Below are 23,295 nucleotides of genomic sequence, written 5' to 3' on the forward strand. Positions count from 1 at the left end.
GCATTGGGCCGTCCAATAAAACAAGGAATCCTGTCATGAAATCCATTCGTTCCGTGCTGATCGCCGCGATGCTCGCGGGCGGCTTGGCGGTCGCGCCGGCCGCGTACCCGAAATCGCCGATCGCGAAGGCCATCGCGACGCCCGCGGTCGCGGTCGGCCCGCAATACGACACGACGCACGTGTGCGTCGCGCCGGAAGACTTCGACCGCTTCACCGACAGTTTCGTCGCGACGTTCGGCGGCAAGAAGTCGAAGCAGGGCGTGTTCCAGGTCACGCCGACACCGAGCCAGACGATGTCGCAGCTCGTGCTGACGCCGGTCGGCACGATCTCGGTGTTCGGCTTCAAGACGCCGATTCCGTATCCGTTCTGCGCGGAGCGCACCGGCTATCTCGTCACCGACATGGACGCCGCGGTGAAGTCGGCGCGCGCACACGGTGCCGACGTGATCGTCGACACGTTCCCCGATCCGATCGGGCGCGACGCGATCGTCAGCTGGCCGGGCGGCGTGAACATGCAGTTGTACTGGCACACGCAAGCGCCGAACTACGACGCGCTTCAGACGGTGCCGGAGAATCGCGTATACGTGTCGCCGGAGCGCGCGGATGCGCTCGCGCGCAACTTCGTCGCGTTCTCGCACGGGAAGATCGTGTCCGACGTGCGTCATGCGCCGGGCATCGAGATCGGCCGGCCGAACGACACGTACCGGCGGATCCGGATCGAATCGGGCTTCGGCAGGATGACGGTGTTCGTGACGGACGGCCATCTGCCGTATCCGTTCGGCCGCGAGATGACCGGCTACGAAGTGGCCGACCTCGGCGCGACGCTGAAGCAGGCCGAAGCGGCCGGCGTGACCGTGCTCGTGCCTCCGTTCGCGTCGGACGGCCGCGACGCGGCGCTCGTGCAGTTCCCGGGCGGCTACGTCGCCGAGATCCACGCGAGCATCGCGCGATGAAGCACGAGGACACGATTCTTGCCGCGGTCGCCGGCTTCGTCGACACGCTGAGCTTCGTCGCGCTGTTCGGGCTGTTCACCGCGCACGTGACGGGCAACTTCGTGCTGATCGGCGCGGGCATAGCGGGCTTCGGTCAGGGCGTCGTGCTGAAGTTGAGCGTGTTTCCCGCGTTCGTGGGCGGCGTGATCGCCGCGAGCCTGATCGCGCGGTCGATGTCCGGCCGGCCCGCATGGCAGGGCACGCGCGTGCTGCACACGGTGCAGGCCGTGCTGCTGCTCGGTTTCTGCGCGGCCGGCGTGTGGGCGACGCCCGTCGCGCATCCCGACAGCCTGCCCGCGCTCGTGGCCGGCATCGTCGGCACGTTCGCGATGGGCGTGCAGAACGCGCATCCGCGCGTGATCGCGCGCGCGGGCGGCGTGCCGAACACGGTGATGACCGGCAACGTGACGCAGGCGATTCTCGACGTCGTCGACATGCTGTCGCCGGGTACGGCCGACAGCGCGCGTACAGCCGCGCGGGCGCGCTTCGGCAAGATGCTGCCGGCGATCGCCGCGTTCGCGCTGGGCGCCGCGTGCGGGGCGCTCGGGTTCCGGTATGTCGGGTTTCTCGCGTTGCTCGTGCCGGCCGGCGCGCTCGCGGCGCTTGCGCTGTGTGCGGCGCAGGCGGCCGCAACCGCCACGCAGGAGCGCGCATGACCGGAATCGGGCGGGGGCGGCGCAGCGCGGGCCGCTTCGAGCGGGCCGCACGCGTATCGATCGTCGCCGGGCTGCTGTTCGCGGGCGCCGACGCAGCGTTGTCGCAAACGGCGGCCGCATCGGCTTCGGCATCCGCGCCCGCCGCCACCTCCACGTGCACGGCCAAACGCCCGACGGTGCTGTTCAACCGCTGGCAGGAAGACTGGTCGGTGCTCGCGAATCCGTGCGTGCCGCGCGCGCCGCTCGACGGGTTGAAATACATTCCGCTCGGCAACGATTCGGCTTCCTATCTGTCGCTCGGCGTGAACCTGCGCGAGCGCCTGGAGATCAACGACGCACCGCTGTTCGGCATCGGCTCGGCGCAATCGGATACGTACGTGATCCAGCGCGTCGAGGTGCATGCCGACGCGCACCTCGGCCGGCACTGGCAATTCTTCGTGCAATTGCAGGATGCGCGCGCATTCGGCAAGAATACCGTGTCGCCCGTCGACAAGAACCCGCTCGATCTCGAGCAGGCATTCGCGACCTACACGGGCGCGCTCGGCGGCGGCACGTTCAAGTTCCGCGTCGGGCGGCAGGAGATGGCGTTCGACCTGCAACGCTTCATCGCCGCGCGTGACGGCCCGAACGTGCGCCAGGCGTTCGATGCGGTGTGGGCCGACTACGAATACGGCAAGTGGCGCTTCATCGGCTACGCGACGCAACCGGTGCAGAACCGCAACGCGTCCGATTTCGACGACGTGTCGAATCGCGATCTCACGTTCAGCGGCGTGCGCTTCGAGCGGCAGTCGGTCGGGCCGGGCGACCTGTCCGGCTACTGGTCGCGCTACAACCGCAGCCGCGCGCGGTTTCTCGATGCGAGCGGTCCCGAGCATCGCGACGTGTGGGACGTTCGCTACACGGGCACGCACGGCCGTTTCGACTGGGATCTCGAAACGATGCTGCAGACCGGCACGTTAGGCAACGCGACGATCGGCGCGTGGGCCGTCGGCTCGATCGCGGGTTACAGGCTCGATGCGCCGTGGTCGCCGCGCATCGCGCTGCAGGTCGACGCCGCGTCGGGCGACCGGCATCCGCACGACGGCCGCGTCGGTACCTTCAATCCGCTGTTTCCGAACGGCTACTACTTCACGCTCGCGGGCTATACGAGCTACGCGAACCTGATTCACGTGAAGCCGTCGGTGACGCTGAAGCCGTCGCCGAACCTGTCGCTGCTCGGTGCGCTCGGCTTCCAATGGCGCGAGACGACGGGCGACGCCGTCTATCAGCAGCCGAACGTCGCGGTGCCGGGCACCGCGGGCAAGGGCGGCCTGTGGACGGGCATGTACGTGCAGTTGCGCGCGGACTGGACGATCGCCGCGAACCTGATCGGCGCGGTCGAGGCCGTGCACTTCCAGGTCGGCGACGCGATCCGGCAGGCAGGCGGGCACAACGCGGACTACGTCGGCGTCGAGCTGAAGTACGGGTGGTGACGGCGGCGGGCGGCGCACCGCACGCGGCATGAAAAAGGGCAGCCCCCGCGGGGCTGCCCTTCGTTCGTCCGGGCCGACGGCATTGTCGGCCCGTTCGCGACGATGACGATGATGCGATTACAGGTTCGGCGACAGCGCGAGCGCGTTCGTCAGGTCGCCCATCGGCTGCGCGCCGTTCGCCTTCAGCGCGTCGTCGCGCTGCTGCAGGCCGGGCAGGCGCGGCAGCGAGAAGCGGCGCGTGATGAAGCGCAGGATCGAACCCGTGTCGTACTGCGTGTGGTCGACGAAGCCCTTCTTCGCGAACGGCGACACGATCAGCGCCGGAATGCGCGTGCCGGGGCCCCAGCGATCGGCGTTCGGCGGCGAAGCATGATCCCAGAAGCCGCCGTTTTCGTCGTACGTGACGATCACGACCATGTTCTTCCACTGCGGGCTGGCCTGCAGGTGCGCGATCACGTCGGCGATGTGCTGGTCGCCGGAGGTGACGTCCGTGTAGCCCGGGTGCTCGTTCAGGTTGCCTTGCGGCTTGTAGAACGTGACCTGCGGCAGCGTGCCCGCATCGATCGCCTTGATGAACTCGGCGCCGTTCGTGCCGCCGTCGAGCAGATGCTGCGCGCGGCTCGCGGTGCCCGGCGCCTGGTTCGCGAAGTAGTTGAACGGCTGGTGATGCGGCTGGAAGTTCGGCGCCGACAGATCGGCGCCGTAGATCACGTTCGACGTGCCGTTCTGGCTCGCCTGCAGCGCCTGGCCCCACGCGCCGGCATACCACGCCCACGACACGCCCGCGTTGGTCATCAGGTCGCCGATGTTGGTGGCTGTCTGCGGCGGCATCGTGGACGGATTGGCCGGGTCGGCGAGCAGCGGGTCGCCGCCGGCGGCCGCCTTGTTGCCGCTCGGCTGGTACGCCGGCTGCATCGTGTTGACACCGTAGAAGTCGGGCGTGAGCGCGCCGTCGTTGACGAACTTCGGCGGGCCGCTGAGCGCGGAGGCCGGCGAGTTCGCCGCGACCTTCAGCGACTTGCCGTCGGCGTTCAGCACGGCGATCTTGCCGGCTGCCGGGCTCTTGTCGGCGTTCGGATAGTACGGTGCGCACGCGCAGATCAGGTACTGGTGGTTCAGGAACGAACCGCCGAACGCGCCCATGAAGAAGTTGTCGGCGAGCACGTACTGCTGCGCGATCTTCCACAGCGGCAGCTTCGACGGATCCGGCGTGTAGTGGCCCATCGTCAGGCCGCCCGCATCGGTCCACGCGGCGTACATGTCGTTCTTGCCGCCGTCGATCTGCATCTGGTCCTGATAGAAGCGGTGCACGACGTCGCGCGTCGCGATGCTCATCGGCTGGTTGAAACCGTTCGGGTCGTCGATCGCGAACGGCGCGTTCGGCAGGTTCGCCGTCATCGCCTCGGTCACCGCCGGCGTGATGCCGGTCGCGGTCAGGCCGCCCCAGATCTTCGGCAGCGTCGCCATCGTCGAGCCGTCGCGATCCTTCTGCACGGAGTTCGCAGCCGTCGCGTTCTGCAGGCCGTTCGCGCCCGGGAAGTTGCCGTACAGGTTGTCGAAGCTGCGGTTTTCCGCGTAGATCACGACGACGTTCTTGACGGCCGACAGGCCCTGCTGCGTGACGTCGTCGCCGCCGCAGGCGGTCAGGCTCAGCGCGGCCGCGAAGGCGAGCGGCGTGTAGCGAATCCAGGCGTGCTTCTTCATGCGATGTTCTCTCTCATTCGTCGTTGGTCGCGTGTGGGAACCGGATGGCGGAAGGGCCGGCACGCGAACCTCGCGATCCCGCCCGGCTGCGCGCATTATCTGGAACCGATTTGACAGCGGGGTGTAGGGGCGCTTTCAATTGACTGTCGGTGGAACGTCATTGAACGGTCACGGAACTGACATAAGCTCCGGCCGATCGCCCACCGCTACAAGAAGAACGACGATGCACAGCCTTCTGACATCCTTCGCGTCCGCGCGAACGCTGATTCCCGCGGCCACGCTGGCACTTGCGGGCGGACTCGCGGCGCTTGCCGGCTGCGATGCGCAGCCCGGCGCGAATGCGCCGGTCGCGTCCGTCGTGCCGGCGGCGCAGGCCGCGCCCGCTGCCCCGGCGGTCGCACCGGCCAGCCAGCCGCAGACGCGCGCGCAGGTGTTCGAAGGCGTGAAGCAGATGACGGCACTCGGCAAGCAGCTGTTCTTCGATCCGTCGCTGTCCGGGTCCGGCAAGCTCGCATGCGCGTCGTGCCACAGCGCCGAGCATGCGTTCGGCCCGCCAAACGCGCTGTCGGTGCAGCTCGGCGGCGACGACATGCGACGTACCGGTTTTCGCGCGGTACCGTCGCTGAAGTATCTGCGCGGCATTCCGCCGTTCAGCGAGCACTTCCACGATTCGCCGGACGAAGGCGACGAAAGCATCGACGCCGGGCCGACCGGCGGCCTGACCTGGGACGGCCGCGTCGATACGCGCGATGCACAGGCGCGCATTCCGCTCACGTCGCCGTTCGAGATGAGCAGTTCGCCGGCACGGGTTGCGAAGGCCGTTCGCGCGGCGCCGTATGCGAACGCGTTCCGCAACGCGTTCGGCGATCAGGTCCTGGCCGACGACCAGGCGACGTTCAACGCGGTGCTGCGCGCGCTCGACGCATTCCAGCAGCAGCCGGCGCTGTTCGATCCGTACACGAGCAAATACGACGCGTATCTGGCCGGCCGTGCGCAGCTCACGCCGGCCGAGTTGCACGGGCTGCAACTGTTCAACGACGAGAAGAAGGGCAACTGCGCGAGCTGCCACGTGAGCCAGCGCACGCTCGAGGGCGGCCCGCCGCAGTTCAGCGATTTCGGGCTGATCGCGATCGCGGTGCCGCGCAATCGCGCGCTGCCGGTCAATCGCGATCCGCGCTTTTACGATCTCGGCGCGTGCGGGCCCGAGCGCACCGACCTGACGGGCCGCGACGAATTCTGCGGACTGTTCCGCACGCCGTCGCTGCGCAACGTCGCGCTACGCAAGACGTTCTTCCACAACGGCGTGTATCACTCGCTCGAGGACGTGATGCGCTTCTACGTCGAGCGCGACATCCATCCGGAGAAGTTCTATCCGGTCGTGCACGGCAAAGTGCAGATCTACGACGATTTGCCGAAGCGCTACTGGCCGAACATCAACCGCGAGCCGCCGTTCGACCGCAAGCGCGGCGATGCGCCGGCATTGAACGCGGCCGAGATCAAGGACGTGATCGCGTTCCTGAACACGCTGACCGACGGATATCAACCGGCGGCTACGTCGGCCGCGCGCTAGCGCCCGGCCGTTGCGGCACGCATGCTATGCTCGCTCGCTGACGGGCGTGGCGCGTGCCGGCGTGCCGGCCGCCGGTTCGCCGGCATGCACCGCGCCGTTCGATCGAACATCCAAGGAGAAAAACATGTCGATGCGTGCATCCCTTTCCATCGTCACGCGCGTGCTGGCCGGCGCCGCGTGCGCAGCCGCGATGCTGTCCGCTCACGCGCAAAGCAACCTGGGCTTCCTGAACGACACGCCGCTGACCTATTTCAGCAAGGCCGATCGCGCGTCGCTGACGAAGGCCGTCGCGCAGGCGCGCGACGAGGGCAAGGACGGCGAGACCACGACGTGGCAGAGCAGCGGCCGCGGCACGCAGATCGACGCGAAGCTCACGCCGTCGACGTCCGAGAGCGACGGCAAGACCTGCCGCGAGATCGCGACCGAGATCGCCGCGAAGGGCCAGACGATGACGCTCAAGCCGGTGTTCTGCAAGACCGCCGCGGGCAAGTGGCAGTTGCAGAAGCGCTGAGCACGCGTGCGATGAAGCGCAGCGGTGCGCCGCGCACGGTGTCGTGCGGCGTCGTGATGCTCGACGGCGCCGGCCGCGTGTTCCTCGCGCATGCGACGGACACCACGCACTGGGACATCCCGAAGGGGCAGGGCGAGCCCGGCGAGACGCCGGCCGAAGCGGCGTTGCGCGAGCTGCGCGAGGAAACCGGCATCGAGCTGGATGCCGCGCGGCTGCTCGATCTTGGCCGCTTCGCGTACCGTCACGACAAGGACCTGCACCTGTTCGCGGTGCAGGTCGCGGACGACGAGATCGATCTCGCGCACTGCACGTGCACGTCGCTGTTCCCGAGCCGCCGCGACGGCTCGCTGATTCCCGAGATGGACGCGTATCGCTGGACGGCGCCGGCCGACGTCGATACGTATGCGAGCCGCAGCCTCGCGCGGCTGTTTCGCACGACGCTGCCGCTCGCGGATCTGCATCGGCGTTTGACGCGCGCGTGAGCGCGCGCGGCCCGCATCGGTTTTGCGCCTCGGGCCTCCAACAGGCAATAAAAAAACCGACCCGTGCGGGTCGGTTTTTTTTCGTCGTGCGACGGCGGGCCGTCAGGCCGGCTTGCCCCAGCTGTCGCGCAGGCCGACGATCCGGTTGAACACCGGCTTGCCCGGCTTCGAATCGACACGATCCGCGACGAAATAGCCGTGACGCTCGAATTGCAGGCGCGTTTCCGGTGCGACGTCGCCGGCGCCCGGTTCGACGAAGGCCTGCGTGATCTTCTTCGAGTCCGGGTTCAGCGCGTCGAGGAAGTTCGCGCCGCCCGCGTCCGGGTGCGGCTCCTTGAACAGCCGGTCGTAGATCCGTACTTCGGCCGCCTGCGCATGCTTCGCGCTGACCCAGTGGATGTTGCCCTTGACCTTGTAGTTGTTCGCGCCTTCGGTGCCCGACTTGCTGTCCGGGAAGTAGTTGCAGTGCACGGCCGTCACGTTGCCGTCGGCGTCCTTGTCGAAGCCCGTGCACTCGATCACGTAGCCGTAGCGCAGGCGCACCTTGTTGCCCGGGAACAGCCGGAAATAACCCTTCGGCGGGTTCTCGACGAAGTCGTCGCGCTCGATCCACAGCTCGCGCGAGATCGGGAACGTGCGCACGCCGCGGTCCGGGTGATGCGGATGCACGGGCGCCGTGCACGCTTCCTCGAGGTCTTCCGGATAGTTGTCGATCACGAGCTTCAGCGGATCGAGCACCGCGACCGTACGCGCGGCCTTGTCGTCGAGATCGTCGCGCAGCGCGCCTTCGAACACGCTCATGTCGATCCACGAATCGACCTTCGTCACGCCGATCCGCTCGCAGAACAGATGGATGCTCTCCGGCGTGAACCCGCGGCGGCGGATGCCGACGATCGTCGGCATCCGCGGGTCGTCCCAGCCGTCGACGTGGCCCTCGGTGACGAGCTGCAGCAGCTTGCGCTTGCTCGTGATCGCGTACGTGAGATTCAGCCGCGAGAATTCGATCTGCTGCGGCAGCGGCCGCGTGAACACGCCGGCTTCCGCGAGCTCGTTCAGCACCCAGTCGTACAGCGGGCGGTGATCCTCGAACTCGAGCGTGCACAGCGAGTGCGTGATGCCTTCGAGCGCGTCGGAGATGCAGTGCGTGTAGTCGTACATCGGATACACGCACCACGCGTCGCCGGTGCGATAGTGGTGCGCGTAGCGGATCCGGTAGATGACCGGGTCGCGCATGTTCATGTTCGGCGACGCCATGTCGATCTTCGCGCGCAGCACGTGCTCGCCTTCGTTGAACTCGCCGGCCTTCATCCGGCGGAACAGGTCGAGGTTTTCTTCGGGCGAACGGTCGCGGAACGGCGACGGCTTGCCGCCTTCGGTCAGCGAGCCGCGGTTCGCGCGCATCTCTTCCGCGCTCTGGCTGTCGACGTACGCCTTGCCGCGCTGGATCAGCAGTTCCGCGAATTCATAGAGCTTGTCGTAGTAGTCGCTCGCGAAGTACTGGTGATCGACTGCATCCTTGCGCCAGTCGAAGCCGAGCCAGCGCACCGAGTCGACGATCGAGTCGACGTACTCGATGCTTTCCTTTTCCGGGTTCGTGTCGTCGAAGCGCAGGTGGCACACGCCGCCGTAGTCGCGCGCGACGCTGAAGTTCAGGCAGATGCTCTTCGCGTGCCCGATGTGCAGATAGCCGTTCGGCTCGGGCGGGAAGCGCGTCTCGACGCGGCCGCCCCATTTGCCGGTGCGGTTGTCGTCGTCGATGATGTTGCGGATGAAGTTGGAAGCCGCGGGGGCGTCGTTGCGTTCGGTGCTCATGCGGTTGGCGTCAGGTTGTGTCGGCGCGTCGCGCCGGTTTAATCCCGTAATTCTACCTGACCGGGGTCGGTACCGCGCGGGTCGCGGCACGGCGGCGCCGGCGCGCCGCGCAGTCCGCCGCAATATCTCGATATTGTGTCGGCTGTAACACGACGTAAATCGGATTGCCCGTCGCATTCGGCTTTTCCTATGATGGCCTTACCGATTCAATGCCGCCATTCACGATTGTGCGTGGCGGGAGGACGCCAACAATCATGATGAAGAAGACCACCTTTCTCGTTCGTACCGCGGTGATCGTCGCGGCCCTGTCGCAACTCGGCGCATGCGCGATGACGCATACGCAGCGCAATGCCGGTATCGGCGCGGCCGCGGGCGGCGCGCTCGGCTATCTGATCACGGGCGGCCCGGTCGGCACGGTGGCCGGCGCGGCGGCCGGCGGCCTGGTCGGCGCAGGCGTGCGCTGATCGCAGCCGGCGCGCATGCGCGCCGGCCGTCGCGACCCGTTGATTCACCGCACATCCATTCCGCGATTCGACAGGCAGCATCAGGGAGGAGCGGGTGTGCGACACTTCGTCGACGTCATATAACGACATTCTTCGTCGACGAATCCTTCATGAACGATGCTCTCGTTTTCGTGCTGCCGGGTTACGGCAACTCCGGCCCGCTCCACTGGCAAAGCCGCTGGGAGCGGGCCGATCCGCGTTTCGTGCGGATCGCGATGCCCGACTGGGACCGCGCGTTCCGCAACGGCTGGTGTCTCGCGCTCGACCGGGCGGTCGAAGCCGCGCCGGGGTCCGTGACGATCGCCGCGCACAGCCTCGGCACGCTGACCGCCGCATGGTGGGCGACCCGCTATGCGCGGCCTGCCGCGCTCGAGAAAGTGCGCGGCGCGCTGCTCGTCGCATTGCCTGACCCGGCCGGGCCGGCGTTTCCCGCCGACGCACACGGCTTCGGGCCAGTGCCGTACGAGCGGCTGCCGTTTCCTACCTGCGTGGTCGCGAGCAGCGACGATCCGTACGGCTCGCTCGCGTTCGCGCGCGGGTGCGCGCGGGCATGGGGCAGCGCCTTCCACGATATCGGCCCGCGCGGCCACATCAACGCGGACAGCGGGCTCGGCGAGTGGCCGCAAGCGCGCGGCTGGCTCGACGCGATGGGGACGACGGACTGACCGGCGGACGTGGGTCATCGCATCCGGACACGTTTTTTAACCAAGCGCGAATTTCATGCGATGCGTCGCGGCGCGCTGTGAGCCTTGCTGCCCGTACGATTGTCGTGGGCGCGACGCGCAACCGGCTGCATTGTGTGACGAACCCCATGACTTTGTGATCGGCCGGCCGGTAACGTGACGGTCTATTCAATTCGATCGGAAGGAGGGGCCATGTCGAGCGGCGCAAGGCGGAATCAGCGGGTCGGCGGAAAGAAATCGTCGGCGGCGAAACGAATCGTCGTCGATCTATCGAGTCAGAGCGTGGAGGCGTTTGAGGGGGCAGCAAGGGTGTTCCGCTTCGATTGTGTGACGGGAGACAGTGAGCATCCGACCGATCGTGGTGCCTTCCGCATCATGCGGAAATGCCCAACCTATCGCAGTCGTGCCTATAACGTGCAAATGGATTACGCGATGTTCTTCACGGGAGACGGCAAAGCGCTTCACCAGTACCACGGGCCGATGCCACTGTCGTTTGTGAGAATGGCGCGTAATACCGTCAGCGACTGGTTCGGATCGCACGGCTGCGTACGTCTGGCTGAGGCCGATGCGAAAACACTGTACGACTGGGCTCCGATGGGAACCGTGGTGCAGGTATCGTGAAGAGCGCACCGGCAACGCGATTCGCGATCCCGTGTCTGGCGATGCTGGTCGGTCTGCTCGCCGGTTTCGGCTGGCGCAGCCTCGCCGACTGGACCGACAGCCCCATACGGATCGATCCCGGCACCGACTTGCTCAGCGTGCTGCCCGACGAGGTGATGTCGCTGACCTATACGACCGCCGCGCTCACACTGACCGCGCAGCGCTCACAGCCCGCGGCGCGGTTCGCCGTGCAGGTGACTTATGCTGACGGCCGTGCCCCGCGGCAATGCGTGGCGTCGGCGGATCTGGCCGCGCATCTTGGGCCCCTTTCGACGATCGTCGCGCAACGACAGCTCAATCCGGCCGACCTCGCGCGTGAATTTCCACGGCAGATCGGGCGGCTGGACATCCGTGATCGCATTGCGTCGGAGCCGCCGCCGTCGCTCGTCTTTCTGGCCGCGGCGGATTCGGACGCGGTCGCCGTCACCGTCGACAGTTTGTCGGTCGGGCACGGTGGTTATGCGGCAGTCGTGCGTTCGCCATTGCCCGCGGCGCTTGCGGCGCTGGCCGGCGGCTGCGATACGCTGGCCTGGCGCTGACCGGACGGCGGCCGCCCCCCGTTCCGGCCCGCCGCCGCGCCGCCGCGTCGCTCAGATCGCCTGCTTCGCCTTCAACGCCGCGATCCGCGCGGCGTCGTAGCCGAGCATGTCGCGCAGCACGTCTTCCGTCTGCGCGCCGAGCAGCGGCGGGGCGGTGCGCGCATCGGGCGGCGTCGCGCTCATCCGGATCGGATTGCGCACGAGCTTCACGTCTGCGCCGCACGGATGCGGCAGCGACACCTGCATTCCGCGCGCGACCACCTGCTCGTTGTCGAACACCTCGTCGAGTTCGTTGATCGGCCCGCACGGCACGCCGGCCGCTTCGAGCGCGCCGATCCAGTCGGCCTTGTCGCGCGCCTTCACCATCTCCGCGAGGATCGGCACCAGCGTGTCGCGATGGCGCACGCGCGACGGATTGGTCGCGAACCGTTCGTCGTCGGCCAGTTCCGGGCGGCCGCCGGCTTCGACGAACTTGCGAAACTGCCCGTCGTTGCCGACCGCGACGATGATCCAGCCGTCGCTCGTCTGGAACGTCTGGTACGGCACGATGTTCGGATGCGCGTTGCCCCAGCGCACCGGCGGCTTGCCGCTCGCGAGGAAGTTGGTGTTCATGTTCGCGAGCAGCGCGACCTGCACGTCGAGCAGCGCCATGTCGATGTACTGGCCTTCGCCCGTGCGGTCGCGGTGCGCGAGCGCGGCGAGCACCGCGATCGTCGAATAGAGGCCGGTCGCCAGATCGGCGATCGCGACGCCGGCTTTCTGCGGGCCGCCGCCCGGTTCGCTGTCGCGCTCGCCGGTGATGCTCATGAAGCCGCCGATCCCCTGCACGATGAAGTCGTAGCCCGCGCGGTGCGCGTACGGGCCGGTCTGGCCGAAACCCGTGACCGAGCAATAGATCAGGTCCGGCTTCACCGCGCGCAGCGAGTCGTAATCGAGTCCGTATTTCTTCAACTGGCCGACTTTGTAGTTCTCGAGCACGACGTCGCTCTGCGCGGCGAGTTCGCGCACGATCTGCTGGCCCTCGGGCGTCGCGATGTCGACCGTCACCGAACGCTTGTTCCGGTTCGCCGCGAGGTAGTACGCGGCCTCGGCCGTATCGGCGCCGGCCGCGTCCTTCAGGTACGGCGGCCCCCAGTGGCGCGTGTCGTCGCCGGCGCCGGGGCGCTCGACCTTGATCACGTCCGCGCCGAAATCGGCAAGCGTCTGCGCGCACCACGGGCCCGCGAGCACGCGGGTGAGGTCCAGCACGCGGATATGGCTCAGGGCACCCATCGTCGAATCGTCTCCTTTCATGGCTCGCCCGGCCGGAGCAAGGCGGATTGGCATGCCGAGCATCTTAAGGCGAATCGGCCGCGGCGGTGGCCCGGCGGTCGGCCCTGCGCTGACCGGCCTCGCAGAGGATCACGACGCAGGCCAGATGCGGCCGGATTCGGGCTCGAGTCGAACTGGACCGGCGCCGCCCGGGCGTGCCGGCCGCGCATCCGGATCTATCCCGTATAATCGATCGTTTCAGAAACCTGCCGCCGAGCGCCCGCAAGGGCCGCCGGCGTTTGTAGCCGTCTTAGCCAGACCGTCCCCGCACGCCATGAAAGCTGCCGAAATCCGCGAGAAATTCCTCAAATTCTTCGAATCGAAGGGCCACACGATCGTCCGCTCGTCGAGCCTCGTGCCCGGTAACGACCCCACGCTGATGTTCACGAACTCGGGCATGGTCCAGTTCAAGGACGTGTTCCTCGGCACGGACCAGCGTCCATACTCGCGCGCCACGACGGCACAGCGCAGCGTGCGCGCGGGCGGCAAGCACAACGACCTCGAGAACGTCGGCTACACGGCGCGCCATCACACGTTCTTCGAGATGCTCGGCAACTTCTCGTTCGGCGACTACTTCAAGCACGACGCGATCCGCTTCGCGTGGGAACTGCTGACGGAAGTCTACAAGCTGCCGAAGGAAAAGCTGTGGGTCACCGTCTATCAGGAAGACGACGAGGCGTACGACATCTGGGCGAAGGAAGTCGGCGTGCCGACCGAGCGGATCATCCGGATCGGCGACAACAAGGGCGCGCGCTACGCGTCGGACAACTTCTGGACGATGGGCGACACCGGCCCGTGCGGCCCGTGCACCGAAATCTTCTACGACCACGGCCCGGACGTGTGGGGCGGCCCGCCGGGGTCGCCTGAAGAAGACGGCGACCGCTACATCGAGATCTGGAACCTCGTGTTCATGCAGTTCAACCGCGACGCGCAAGGCAACATGACGCGCCTGCCGAAGCAGTCGGTCGACACCGGCATGGGCCTCGAGCGTCTCGCCGCGGTGCTGCAGCACGTGCACAGCAACTACGAGATCGACCTGTTCCAGAACCTGATCAAGGCCGCCGCGCGCGTGACCGAGATCAGCGACCTCACGAACAACTCGCTGAAGGTGATCGCCGATCACATCCGCGCGTGCTCGTTCCTGATCGTCGACGGCGTGATTCCCGGCAACGAGGGCCGCGGCTACGTGCTGCGCCGGATCGTGCGCCGCGCGATCCGCCACGGCTACAAGCTCGGCCGCAAGGGCTCGTTCTTCCACAAGCTGGTGGCCGATCTCGTCGCCGAGATGGGCGCGGCGTACCCGGAGCTAAAGGAAGCCGAGCAGCGCGTGACCGACGTGCTGCGCCAGGAAGAAGAGCGCTTCTTCGAAACGATCGAGCACGGGATGTCGATCCTCGAAGCGGCGCTCGCCGACGTCGAAGCGAAGGGCGGCAAGGTGCTCGACGGCGAACTCGCGTTCAAGCTGCACGACACGTACGGCTTCCCGCTCGACCTCACGGCCGACGTGTGCCGCGAGCGCGGGATGACGGTCGACGAGCCGGCGTTCGACGACGCGATGGCGCGCCAGCGCGAGCAGGCGCGCGCGGCCGGCAAGTTCAAGGCGACGCAGGGCCTCGAATACTCGGGCGCGAAGACCACGTTCCACGGTTACGAGGAAATCGCGTTCGACGACGCGAAGGTCGTCGCGCTGTACGTCGACGGTTCGGCCGTCAACGAAGTGAAGGCCGGCCAGGATGCGGTCGTCGTGCTCGACCACACGCCGTTCTACGCGGAATCGGGCGGTCAGGTCGGCGACCAGGGCGTGCTCGCGAATGCCGCGACGCGCTTCGCGGTGGCCGACACGCTGAAGGTGCAGGCCGACGTGATCGGCCACCACGGCACGCTCGAGCAGGGCACGCTGAAGGTGGGCGACGTGCTGCGCGCGGAAATCGACGCGCACCGCCGCGCGCGCACGCAGCGCAACCACTCGGCGACCCACCTGATGCACAAGGCGCTGCGCGAAGTGCTCGGCTCGCACGTGCAGCAGAAGGGCTCGCTCGTCGACGCGGAAAAGACCCGCTTCGATTTCGCGCACAACGCGCCGATGACCGACGACGAAATCCGTCGCGTCGAGCAGATCGTCAACGACGAGATCCTCGCGAACGCGCCGGGCATCGTGCGCGTGATGCCGTACGACGAAGCGGTGAAGGGCGGCGCGATGGCGCTGTTCGGCGAGAAGTACGGCGATGAAGTGCGCGTGCTCGACCTTGGCTTCTCGCGCGAACTGTGCGGCGGCACGCACGTGCACCGCACCGGCGACATCGGCCTGTTCAAGATCGTGATGGAAGGCGGCGTCGCGGCCGGCATCCGCCGCGTCGAGGCGATCACCGGCGACAACGCGGTGCGCTACGTGCAGGAACTCGACGCGCGCGTGAACGAAGCGGCGGCCGCGCTGAAGGCGCAGCCGTCGGAGCTCACGCAGCGCATCGCGCAGGTGCAGGAGCAAGTGAAGTCCCTCGAGAAGGAACTGGGCGCGCTGAAGTCGAAGCTCGCATCGAGCCAGGGCGACGAGCTCGCGCAGCAGGCCGTCGAAGTCGGCGGCGTGTACGTGCTGGCCGCGACGCTCGACGGCGCGGACGCGAAGACGCTGCGCGAAACCGTCGACAAGCTGAAGGACAAGCTGAAGAACGCGGCGATCGTGCTCGCGGCCGTCGAAGGCGGCAAGGTCAGCCTGATCGCGGGCGTCACGCCGGACGCGAGCAAGAAGGTCAAGGCCGGCGAGCTCGTGAACTTCGTCGCGCAGCAAGTCGGCGGCAAGGGCGGCGGCCGTCCGGACATGGCGCAGGCAGGCGGCACTGAACCGGCGAACCTGCCGGGCGCGCTCGCGGGCGTCAAGGGCTGGGTCGAAGAACGTCTTTGATCGTCACGGCCGATGCGATGCGCTTGCGCTGAGCGCATCGCATCCATCGCAAGAAAAAACGACCTGATCGGCACGCGTGCCGGTCAGGTCGTTTCTTTTGGCGGGCACGAACGGTGAACCCGCGCCGGCGGCCTCCCGGCCCGCCGACTTACGCCGACTCACGCCGACACCGAAACCGGCGCCGCGGCTTTCGCCGCATCGTCGGTCTCCCGCGCGGCTTCGCCGAGCGCATCGCGCAGCGCGGCCAGCGCCGCCGACGCATAACCGTGCCGCCACGCGAGCAGCGTGTCGATCGCGTCGAGTTCGGCGATCGCGTGGGTCGCGACGTTGCCGGTTTCCGGCTGCAGATCCAGCACCGAACGCGGCGCGACCGCGATGCCCGCACCGGCCGCGACACACGCGACGATCGCGTGATATGAGCCGAGTTCGAGCACGCGCGCGGGTTTCATCCCGTACGCCGCATACCATTGCTCGACGTATTTCCGGTACGTGCAGCCGCGCTCGAACGCGATCAGCGTCGGCAGGATCACGTCGCGCGGCGTGCGCACCGGCGGATGGCCGCGCGGGGTCAGCAGCACCAGTTCCTCGCGGTAGATCGGCACCGTTTCGAACGTGTCGGGCAGCGTGTCCGGCGCGGGCGGGCGTGCGAACAGCGCCGCGTCGACCTCGAAGTCGCGCAGGCGGTCGATCAGCCAGCCGGTCGTGCCGGTCACGAGCTCCAGCGACACGTCCGGCCACGCATGGTGATAGCGCGCGAGCACGGCCGGCAGCCGGCTCGCGGCCGTGCTCTCCATCGTGCCGAGCCGCAACCGGCCGCGCGGCGTGTCCTCGCGCACCGCGTCGCGCGCCTCGTCGGCGAGCGCCAGCAGCCGCTCCGCGTACGGCAGCAGCGTGTGCCCGGCCGGCGTCAGCACGAGCCGGCGGCCGTCGCGCACGAACAGCGCCGCGCCGAGCTCCTCCTCGAGCTGCTTGATGCGCGTCGTCACGTTCGACTGCACGCGATTGAGCTTGGCCGCCGCGCGTGTGACGCCGTTTTCGCGCACGACGGCCCGGAAAATCGCCAGCGCCGCCAGGTCCATGGTTCTCTCCGTGAGATATAAGGATTCTTCATTATTCATTTTTCGAGAACGGTCGGTCAAGCTACGATACAGGCATTCCGACTCCCGTTCGGCCGGTGCGCAGCGCGCGCGGCCCATCCCGCCATGTCCCGTTCCGACGTTTGCGGCGCCGCCGGCGCGCAGTTGTCCGATGACGCCGGCCGCCGTGCCCGCGCGGCTGCGCTCGCGTGCATGACCGGACTCGCGGTCGCACTCGGCATCGGGCGTTTCGCATTCACGCCGCTGCTGCCGCTGATGCTCGCCGACGGCTCGATCGGCCTGAACGCCGGCAGCTGGCTCGCGTCCGCGAACTACGCCGGGTATTTCGTCGGCGCGGTCAGCTGCGCGGCGCTGCGTGTCGCTCCGGCGCGGATGGTGCGCTTCGGCCTAGCCGCGACCGTACTGCTGACCGCCGCGATGGGCCTCGGCCATCTGCTGTCCGTCTGGCTCGTGGTGCGCTTCGCCGCGGGCGTCGTCAGCGCATGGACGTTCGTGTTCGTGTCGCAATGGGGATTGCGGCGGCTCACCGAGCTGCACGCGCCCGAATGGAGCGGCGTGATCTACGCGGGGCCCGGTGTCGGCATCGTGCTGACGGGGTTGATCGGCGGCGCGCTGGCAGGCCATCGCGCGGCGCTCGGGTGGCTCGGGTTCGCGGCGTTGTCGGCGGTGCTCGCGGTCGCGATATGGCGTACGTTCGAGGGGGCGTCCGCGTCGGCTTCGGCTTCGGCTTCGACTGGGACTTCGACTGGGACTTCGACTGGGACTTCGACTGGGCCTTCGGCTGGGACTTCGGCTGGGACTTCGGCTGGGACTTCGGCTGGGACTTCGGCTTCGGCGCCGACATCGACAGTCGTCCCGTCGGCTATACCGCGATCGTCGGCGGTGCCGACGGCCGCTGCGCCCGCTGCGACTCCTTCAGCGGCCCCGCACGATACCCGCCGCCGTCGCGCCGATGCCGCGTGGCTCGTCGCGCTGTACGGGATGCCCGGCTTCGGCTACATCATCACCGCGACGTTCCTGCCGGTGATCGCGCGCGCCGCGCTGCCGCCCGGCTCGCCGTGGCCGGACCTGTTCTGGCCGATGTTCGGCGCGGCGTTGATCGTCGGCGCGATCGCGGCGTCGCGGCTGCCCGGCCACTGGGACAACCGGCTGCTGCTTGCGGCCGGCTGCACGACGCAGGCGCTCGGGATCGCCGCAGGGATCGTGTGGCCGAACGCGGCCGGCTTCTCCGTCGGCAGCGCGCTGCTCGGCCTGCCGTTCACCGCGATCACGCTGTTCGCGATGCGCGAGGCGCGGCGTCTGCACGGCGAACGCGCGGCCGGTTTGATGGGTTACGCGACCGCGTCGTACGGTGTCGGGCAGATCCTCGGTCCGCTCGTCGCGGCGCCCCTGACCGCGCGTTTCGGGTCGTTCTCGCCGGCGTTGTGGGTCGCGGCGGCCGCATTGCTCGCCGGCGCGGCGGGCTTTGCCGCGACCGCCGCGCGCGGGCGCACGCGGGCCCGCCTGCAACCCTGACGTCGGCGGGGCCGGATCGTCTGCGGCGCGGTCAAACTCGCTAGAATGAAGCCTTTCCCGCGCCGAGCGGGCGCGCGACGCGGCCGGCACGCCGCCGCGAGACGCCCGCCAGATCCTCATCGATGACCATCGCCGACTACCGTTTCTGCCCGCGCTGCGCGCGCCCGCTGACCGAGCGCGCCGATCCCGAACACGAAGGCGGCCGCGTCCGCCAGGTGTGCCCGGACGACGTGTGCGGCTACGTGCACTGGAACAATCCGCTGCCGGTGGTTGCCGCGATCGTCGAGCTCGACGGCAAGATCCTGCTCGCGCGCAACGCGGCATGGCCCGAAGGGATGTTCGCGCTGATCACCGGCTTCCTCGAGAACGGCGAGACGCCGGAGGCGGGCATCGCGCGCGAGGTGTTCGAGGAAACCGCGCTGACGGCCGAGCAGGTGACGCTCGTCGGCGTCTATGAGTTCATCCGCAAGAACGAGCTGATCATCGCGTACCACGTGCGCGCGTCGGGCACCGTCGCGCTGTCGCCGGAGCTGCTCGAGTACCGGCTCGTCGATCCGCCGCGGCTGCGCCCGTGGCGCGCCGGCACAGGCTACGCGCTGGCCGACTGGATGCGCGCGCGCGGCCTCGATTTCGAATTCGTCGACCGGCCGGGGCAGTGACGGGCCGCGCCGCTTTCCGCACGTCATGCACCGTGCCGCGTCCGGTCGCGACGCGGCATCCGGCCGTTCGCCGGCGAACCGTGCCGCCCGGCGCGCGCGCAACGCCCGGTTCATCCGCTTTGCCGTCCACGTCCTCGTCGTTCTCTTCCTCACCCTGAGCGCCATCGCCATGTCCGACAAGCCGCAGCCGCGTCCGCGCGACGCCTATCGCCACTTCCTGCCGATCACGACCCGCTGGATGGACAACGACGTCTACGGGCACGTGAACAACGTCGTCTACTACAGCTACTTCGACACCGTCGTGAACGAGTACCTGATCCGCGCTGGCGTGCTCGACGTGGAGCACGGGCAGACGATCGGCCTCGTGGTCGAGACGCAGTGCAACTACTTCGCGCCGCTCGTGTTTCCACAGTCGGTCGATGCGGGGCTGCGCGTCGCGAAGCTCGGCACGTCGAGCGTGCGTTACGAGATCGGCTTGTTCGCGGCGGGGGAAACCGCGCCGGCCGCGCAGGGGCATTTCGTGCACGTGTACGTCGATCGCGGCACGCGCCGCCCGGTGCCGCTGCCGGACGCGCTGCGCGCGGCGCTCGAGCCGCTCGCCGGCTGACGGGCGCGAGAAGTGCACGCATTGGCGCTCCAGGCCTTCAACGGCCTCAGCTACGGATTGCTGCTGTTCATGCTGTCGGCCGGCCTCACGCTGATCTTCAGCGTGCAGGGCGTGCTCAACTTCGCGCATGCGAGCTTCTACATGCTCGGCGCGTACGTCGGCTACAGCATCGCCGCGCGCGCCGGCTTCTGGGCCGCGCTGGCGTTCGCGCCGCTCGCGGTCGGGCTGCTCGGCGCCGGCTGCGAACGCTGGCTGCTGCGCCGCGTGCAGGCGCGCGGCGGCCACACGAATGAGCTGCTGCTGACCTTCGGCCTCGCTTACCTGATCGGCGAGGCCGCGAAACTTCTGTGGGGCCTCGCGCCGCTGCCGGCTCCGGTGCCACCGCTGTTCGACGGCGCGCCCGTGACCGTGTTCGGCCTCGCGCTGCCGCGCTATCGGCTGTTCATGATGGGGATGTCCGCGGCGATGCTGGTCGCGCTCGGCGCGTTGCTGCGTGCGTCGCGCATCGGGCTTGTCGTGCGCGCCGCGCTCACGCATCGCGCGGCCGTCGAGGCGCTCGGCTACGACGTGCCGCGCATGATGACGGGCCTGTTCGGCGCGGGCACCGCGCTCGCGGCGCTGGCCGGCGTGATCGGCGCGCCGCTCGCGGTGATCGAACCGGCACTCGCCGAGACCGTCGGATCGATCGTGTTCGCGGTCGTCGTGATCGGGGGGCTCGGCTCGCTCGGCGGCGCGTTCGTCGCGTCGCTCGCGGTCGGCTTCGCGCAGACCTTCGCCGCATCCAGCGACACGTCGCTGCGCGACTTCGCGCAATGGGCCGGTGTCGCGCTGCCCGACAACATCGCCGCCGTGTCGGTCGCGCAGCTCGCACCGCTGGTGCCGTACCTGCTGCTCGTCGCGGTGCTGGTCGCCCGGCCGCGCGGGCTGTTCGGCGAGCGTGTCGATGGCTAGCCGCGCACGGGCCGGCGCGCTGCGCTGGGGGCTGTTCGCCGCGTGCATCGCGCTGCCGGCGTGGCTGTGGCCGCATGGCGCGATGCTCGGCTATCTCGCGCAGACGGCCGCGCTCGTCGTGCTCGCGCTGTCGTACAACCTGCAGCTCGGCACGACCGGGCTGCTGTCGTTCGGCCATGCCGCGTTCGCGGGCCTCGGCGCATTCGCTGCCGCGCACTGGTTCAATCATGTCGGCGGCCCACTGCCGCTGCTGCCGCTCGTCGGCGGCACAGCCGGCGCGGGCGCCGGGTTCGCCGCCGGGCTGCTCGCGACACGCCGTGCGGGCACCGTGTTCGCGATGATCACCCTCGGCCTCGGCGAATGCGTCGCGGCCGCCGCGTGGAGCGTGCCCGCGTGGTTCGGCGGTGTCGGCGGCGTGCCGATCGACCGCGCGAGCGGCACGCCGGTGGGCGGGTGGAATTTCGGCGCGCAGACGCAGGCCTACGTGCTGATCGCCGCGTGGTGCATCGTGTCGGCGCTGACGATGCACGCGCTCACGCGCACGCCGCTCGCACGGCTCGCGAACGCGGTGCGCGACAACCCGGCGCGCGTGGCCGCGCTCGGCACCGATCCGCGCCGCGTACGGCTCGCGATGGTTACGTGCGCGTCGTTCTTCGCGGGCGTCGCGGGCACGCTCACGCTGATCGACGTCGAGGTCGCGACGCCCGACAGCGTGTCGATGGCGCGTTCCGCGACCGTATTGATCGCCGCGGTGATCGGCGGCACCGGCACGTTCTTCGGGCCCGCGGCCGGCGCCGTCGTGCTGACCGCGCTGAGCGTCGTGGTCGCGGGCGTGTCGCGTGCATGGGCGCTGTATCTCGGCGTGCTGTTCGTGGCGGTCGTCGTCGCCGCGCCGCGCGGCATCGCCGGCATCGCGCGGACGTTCGTGCAGGCGCTGCGCCGCGACGCACCGGCGGCCGAGCGCTGGCGCGTGCTGTGCGGCGTCGGCGCGTGCGTGTTCTGGGCCGTCGCGATCGTCTGCGCGGCCGAGCTCGGCTATGCGTGGCGCTTCGCGCAGGACGACGGCGCGGGGCTCGCATTCGGCGCGTGGGGCATCGATGCCGATGCGCCGGCCGGCTGGGCCGTCGCGGGCTCGGCGGCCGGCATCGGCGCTCTGCTGTGGGGCTGGCGCGCACGGCTCGCGAACCGCGGCGGGCAGGGGGACGCGCGATGAACGGCAACGCGATCGCGCTGCACGGAATCGTGCAGCGCTTCGGCGCGCAAACGGTGCTCGACGGTATCGACCTGAGCGTGTCGGCCGGCGAGCGTCATGCGCTGATCGGGCCGAACGGCGCGGGCAAGTCGACGCTGTTCGGCGTGATCGCCGGCGCGACGCGGCCGACGCGCGGGCGCGTCGTGCTGCACGGCGTCGAGTTGCGCGGGCGTGGGCCGGTCGTCGCGAGCCGGCTCGGCGTCGGCCGCAGTTTCCAGCAGACGAGCGCGTTCGCGCGCCTGAGCGTGTTCGACAACCTGCGCTGCGCGGCGCTGCACGCGCCGGCCGAGCGGCGCCGCTGGTGGAACCGGCTGCGCGAGTCGGCGTCGGTCGATCGTGCGGCCGAGCGCGTGCTGCACGACATCGGCCTCGACGCGCGGCGCGATGCGCTCGCCGGCGAGCTCGGCTATGCGGAACAGCGCGCGCTCGATCTCGGCATCGCGCTCGCGAGCGGCGCGCGCACGCTGTTGCTCGACGAGCCGACGGCCGGCATGAACCGCGACCAGGCGGCGCGGATGATCGCGCTGATCCGTGCGACCACGCAGGGCCGCACGGTACTGATGATCGAGCACGACATGGATACTGTCTTCGGCTTCGCGGAGCGCATCACGGTGCTCGTGCGCGGCACGGTGGTCGCGACCGGCGCGCCCGACGCGATCCGCGCGGATCGGGCCGTGCGCGCGGCCTATCTGGGCGAGCGCGCATGAACGCGCTGCTCGACATTCGCGCGCTGCGCGCGTGGTACGGGATGCAGCCGGTGCTCGACGGCGTGGACCTCGCGCTCGCGCCGGGCGAGACGCTCGCGCTGCTCGGCCGCAACGGCTCGGGCCGCTCGACGCTCGCGAAGGCCGTGATGGGGCTCGTGCGCACGGCCGGCTCCGTGCGCATCGACGGCGCCGAATGCGCGGGCGCGCGCACGTTCGAGATCGCGCAGCGCGGCGTGGCTTACGTCGCTGAAAGCCGCGACGTGTTTCCGCTGCTCACCGTGCGCGACAACCTGCGGCTCGGGCTGCGCGGCGTGAGCGGCGCGGCCGGACGTGCGGCGCTCGACCGGCTGCTCGCGCGTTTTCCGCTGCTGGCCGCGCGTGCCGACGTGAAGGCCGGCCGGTTGTCGGGCGGCGAACAGCAGGTGCTCGCGCTGGTGCGCGCGCTCGCCGGCGGCCCGCGCGTGCTGATCGTCGACGAACCGGCCGAAGGGCTCGCGCCGCTCGCGGTCGACGAGGTCGGCGCGTGTCTCGCCGCTTTGCAGGCCGCCGGCGTCGCGATCCTGCTGATCGAGCAGCGACTGCAGCTCGCGCCGCGGCTTGCGCGGCGCGTCGCGGTGATGGGGCGGGGACGGATCGTCTACGACGGTGCGCTCGACAGGCTCGGCGGCGACGTCGTCGGCGCATGGCTGAGCACCGGCTAAGCGCACGCGCGC

The 23,295-nt window shown here is 69.1% G+C and carries 22 protein-coding genes; 18 read left to right on the forward strand and 4 right to left on the reverse strand.

Annotation, left to right across the window (positions count from 1 at the left end; all coding sequences use genetic code 11):
* Positions 1 to 35 precede the first annotated feature (35 nt).
* From BSE24067_RS19115 to BSE24067_RS19125, 3 genes are read left to right on the forward strand one after another with little or no spacing between them, the layout of a single operon-like run.
* A complete protein-coding gene (locus tag BSE24067_RS19115; protein WP_151064022.1) occupies positions 36 to 953 on the forward strand; it encodes a VOC family protein in 918 nt (305 codons plus the stop codon).
* Positions 950 to 1,648 (forward strand): YoaK family protein, encoded by a 699-nt coding sequence (locus BSE24067_RS19120; protein ID WP_151064023.1) that lies wholly within the window; start codon positions 950 to 952, stop codon positions 1,646 to 1,648. Before BSE24067_RS19115 ends, BSE24067_RS19120 begins: the two co-directional genes overlap by 4 nt.
* Positions 1,645 to 3,120: an alginate export family protein gene (locus BSE24067_RS19125; protein WP_151064024.1), complete on the forward strand. Its 1,476-nt coding sequence runs from the start codon at positions 1,645 to 1,647 to the stop codon at positions 3,118 to 3,120. Before BSE24067_RS19120 ends, BSE24067_RS19125 begins: the two co-directional genes overlap by 4 nt.
* Before the next feature lie 117 nt (positions 3,121 to 3,237).
* Here BSE24067_RS19125 and BSE24067_RS19130 read toward each other — a convergent pair whose 3' ends face one another.
* Positions 3,238 to 4,824, reverse strand: coding sequence for an acid phosphatase (locus BSE24067_RS19130; protein ID WP_151064025.1), 1,587 nt, complete (start codon positions 4,822 to 4,824; stop codon positions 3,238 to 3,240).
* A 223-nt stretch (positions 4,825 to 5,047) separates the two neighbouring features.
* Here BSE24067_RS19130 and BSE24067_RS19135 point away from each other — a divergent pair, with 223 nt between their 5' ends.
* The 3 genes from BSE24067_RS19135 (at position 5,048) to BSE24067_RS19145 (ending at position 7,387) form a co-directional block, all read left to right on the forward strand.
* Complete coding sequence (locus BSE24067_RS19135; RefSeq protein ID WP_151064026.1) at positions 5,048 to 6,394, forward strand: cytochrome-c peroxidase; 1,347 nt, start codon at positions 5,048 to 5,050, stop codon at positions 6,392 to 6,394.
* A gap of 124 nt (positions 6,395 to 6,518) precedes the next feature.
* On the forward strand, positions 6,519 to 6,905 hold the full coding sequence (locus BSE24067_RS19140) for a hypothetical protein (RefSeq protein WP_151064027.1): 387 nt from the start codon (positions 6,519 to 6,521) through the stop codon (positions 6,903 to 6,905).
* Between the two features lie 11 nt (positions 6,906 to 6,916).
* Positions 6,917 to 7,387 (forward strand): NUDIX hydrolase, encoded by a 471-nt coding sequence (locus tag BSE24067_RS19145; protein ID WP_151064076.1) that lies wholly within the window; start codon positions 6,917 to 6,919, stop codon positions 7,385 to 7,387.
* Between the two features lie 102 nt (positions 7,388 to 7,489).
* Here BSE24067_RS19145 and BSE24067_RS19150 read toward each other — a convergent pair whose 3' ends face one another.
* On the reverse strand, positions 7,490 to 9,199 hold the full coding sequence (locus BSE24067_RS19150) for a glutamine--tRNA ligase/YqeY domain fusion protein (RefSeq protein WP_151064028.1): 1,710 nt from the start codon (positions 9,197 to 9,199) through the stop codon (positions 7,490 to 7,492).
* 254 nt (positions 9,200 to 9,453) lie between these two features.
* Here BSE24067_RS19150 and BSE24067_RS19155 point away from each other — a divergent pair, with 254 nt between their 5' ends.
* The 4 genes from BSE24067_RS19155 (at position 9,454) to BSE24067_RS19170 (ending at position 11,584) form a co-directional block, all read left to right on the forward strand.
* On the forward strand, positions 9,454 to 9,663 hold the full coding sequence (locus tag BSE24067_RS19155; RefSeq protein ID WP_006497729.1) for an ornithine acetyltransferase: 210 nt from the start codon (positions 9,454 to 9,456) through the stop codon (positions 9,661 to 9,663).
* A 149-nt stretch (positions 9,664 to 9,812) separates the two neighbouring features.
* Positions 9,813 to 10,367: an RBBP9/YdeN family alpha/beta hydrolase gene (locus tag BSE24067_RS19160; protein WP_151064029.1), complete on the forward strand. Its 555-nt coding sequence runs from the start codon at positions 9,813 to 9,815 to the stop codon at positions 10,365 to 10,367.
* A gap of 210 nt (positions 10,368 to 10,577) precedes the next feature.
* On the forward strand, positions 10,578 to 11,006 hold the full coding sequence (locus tag BSE24067_RS19165) for a L,D-transpeptidase (RefSeq protein WP_151064030.1): 429 nt from the start codon (positions 10,578 to 10,580) through the stop codon (positions 11,004 to 11,006).
* Positions 11,007 to 11,047: 41 nt separating this feature from the next.
* Positions 11,048 to 11,584, forward strand: coding sequence for a hypothetical protein (locus BSE24067_RS19170; protein WP_151064031.1), 537 nt, complete (start codon positions 11,048 to 11,050; stop codon positions 11,582 to 11,584).
* Positions 11,585 to 11,635: 51 nt separating this feature from the next.
* Here the strand turns inward: BSE24067_RS19170 and BSE24067_RS19175 are convergent, their stop codons facing one another.
* A complete protein-coding gene (locus tag BSE24067_RS19175; protein ID WP_151064032.1) occupies positions 11,636 to 12,856 on the reverse strand; it encodes a CaiB/BaiF CoA transferase family protein in 1,221 nt (406 codons plus the stop codon).
* 313 nt (positions 12,857 to 13,169) lie between these two features.
* Between BSE24067_RS19175 and alaS the strand changes: the two genes are divergently transcribed.
* The gene (gene alaS, locus BSE24067_RS19180) at positions 13,170 to 15,794 is read left to right on the forward strand and encodes an alanine--tRNA ligase (protein WP_151064034.1); all 2,625 of its coding nucleotides are present in this window, start codon (positions 13,170 to 13,172) and stop codon (positions 15,792 to 15,794) included.
* A 158-nt stretch (positions 15,795 to 15,952) separates the two neighbouring features.
* Here alaS and BSE24067_RS19185 read toward each other — a convergent pair whose 3' ends face one another.
* Positions 15,953 to 16,873, reverse strand: a complete 921-nt coding sequence (locus tag BSE24067_RS19185; protein ID WP_151064035.1) for a LysR family transcriptional regulator — start codon at positions 16,871 to 16,873, stop codon at positions 15,953 to 15,955.
* 123 nt (positions 16,874 to 16,996) lie between these two features.
* On the opposite strand from BSE24067_RS19185, the gene BSE24067_RS19190 reads away from it, so the two are divergent.
* The 7 genes from BSE24067_RS19190 (at position 16,997) to BSE24067_RS19220 (ending at position 23,283) form a co-directional block, all read left to right on the forward strand.
* Entirely contained in the window at positions 16,997 to 18,406 is a 1,410-nt protein-coding gene (locus BSE24067_RS19190) for a YbfB/YjiJ family MFS transporter (protein WP_151064036.1), read from the forward strand.
* Positions 18,407 to 18,528: 122 nt separating this feature from the next.
* Positions 18,529 to 19,065, forward strand: coding sequence for an NUDIX domain-containing protein (locus BSE24067_RS19195; protein WP_151064037.1), 537 nt, complete (start codon positions 18,529 to 18,531; stop codon positions 19,063 to 19,065).
* A 169-nt stretch (positions 19,066 to 19,234) separates the two neighbouring features.
* Entirely contained in the window at positions 19,235 to 19,672 is a 438-nt protein-coding gene (locus BSE24067_RS19200; protein WP_151064038.1) for an acyl-CoA thioesterase, read from the forward strand.
* 12 nt (positions 19,673 to 19,684) lie between these two features.
* The gene (locus BSE24067_RS19205; protein WP_151064039.1) at positions 19,685 to 20,623 is read left to right on the forward strand and encodes a branched-chain amino acid ABC transporter permease; all 939 of its coding nucleotides are present in this window, start codon (positions 19,685 to 19,687) and stop codon (positions 20,621 to 20,623) included.
* Positions 20,616 to 21,836 carry a branched-chain amino acid ABC transporter permease gene (locus BSE24067_RS19210; RefSeq protein WP_151064040.1) on the forward strand — a complete coding sequence of 407 codons (1,221 nt, stop codon included), beginning with the start codon at positions 20,616 to 20,618 and terminating at the stop codon, positions 21,834 to 21,836. Before BSE24067_RS19205 ends, BSE24067_RS19210 begins: the two co-directional genes overlap by 8 nt.
* Complete coding sequence (locus tag BSE24067_RS19215; RefSeq protein ID WP_151064041.1) at positions 21,833 to 22,582, forward strand: ABC transporter ATP-binding protein; 750 nt, start codon at positions 21,833 to 21,835, stop codon at positions 22,580 to 22,582. The genes BSE24067_RS19210 and BSE24067_RS19215 overlap by 4 nt, the downstream gene beginning before the upstream one ends.
* Positions 22,579 to 23,283 (forward strand): ABC transporter ATP-binding protein, encoded by a 705-nt coding sequence (locus BSE24067_RS19220; RefSeq protein WP_151064042.1) that lies wholly within the window; start codon positions 22,579 to 22,581, stop codon positions 23,281 to 23,283. Before BSE24067_RS19215 ends, BSE24067_RS19220 begins: the two co-directional genes overlap by 4 nt.
* Positions 23,284 to 23,295 lie beyond the last annotated feature (12 nt).

Source organism: Burkholderia latens (assembly GCF_902499045.1).
Classification (GTDB): Bacteria; Pseudomonadota; Gammaproteobacteria; order Burkholderiales; family Burkholderiaceae; genus Burkholderia; species Burkholderia latens.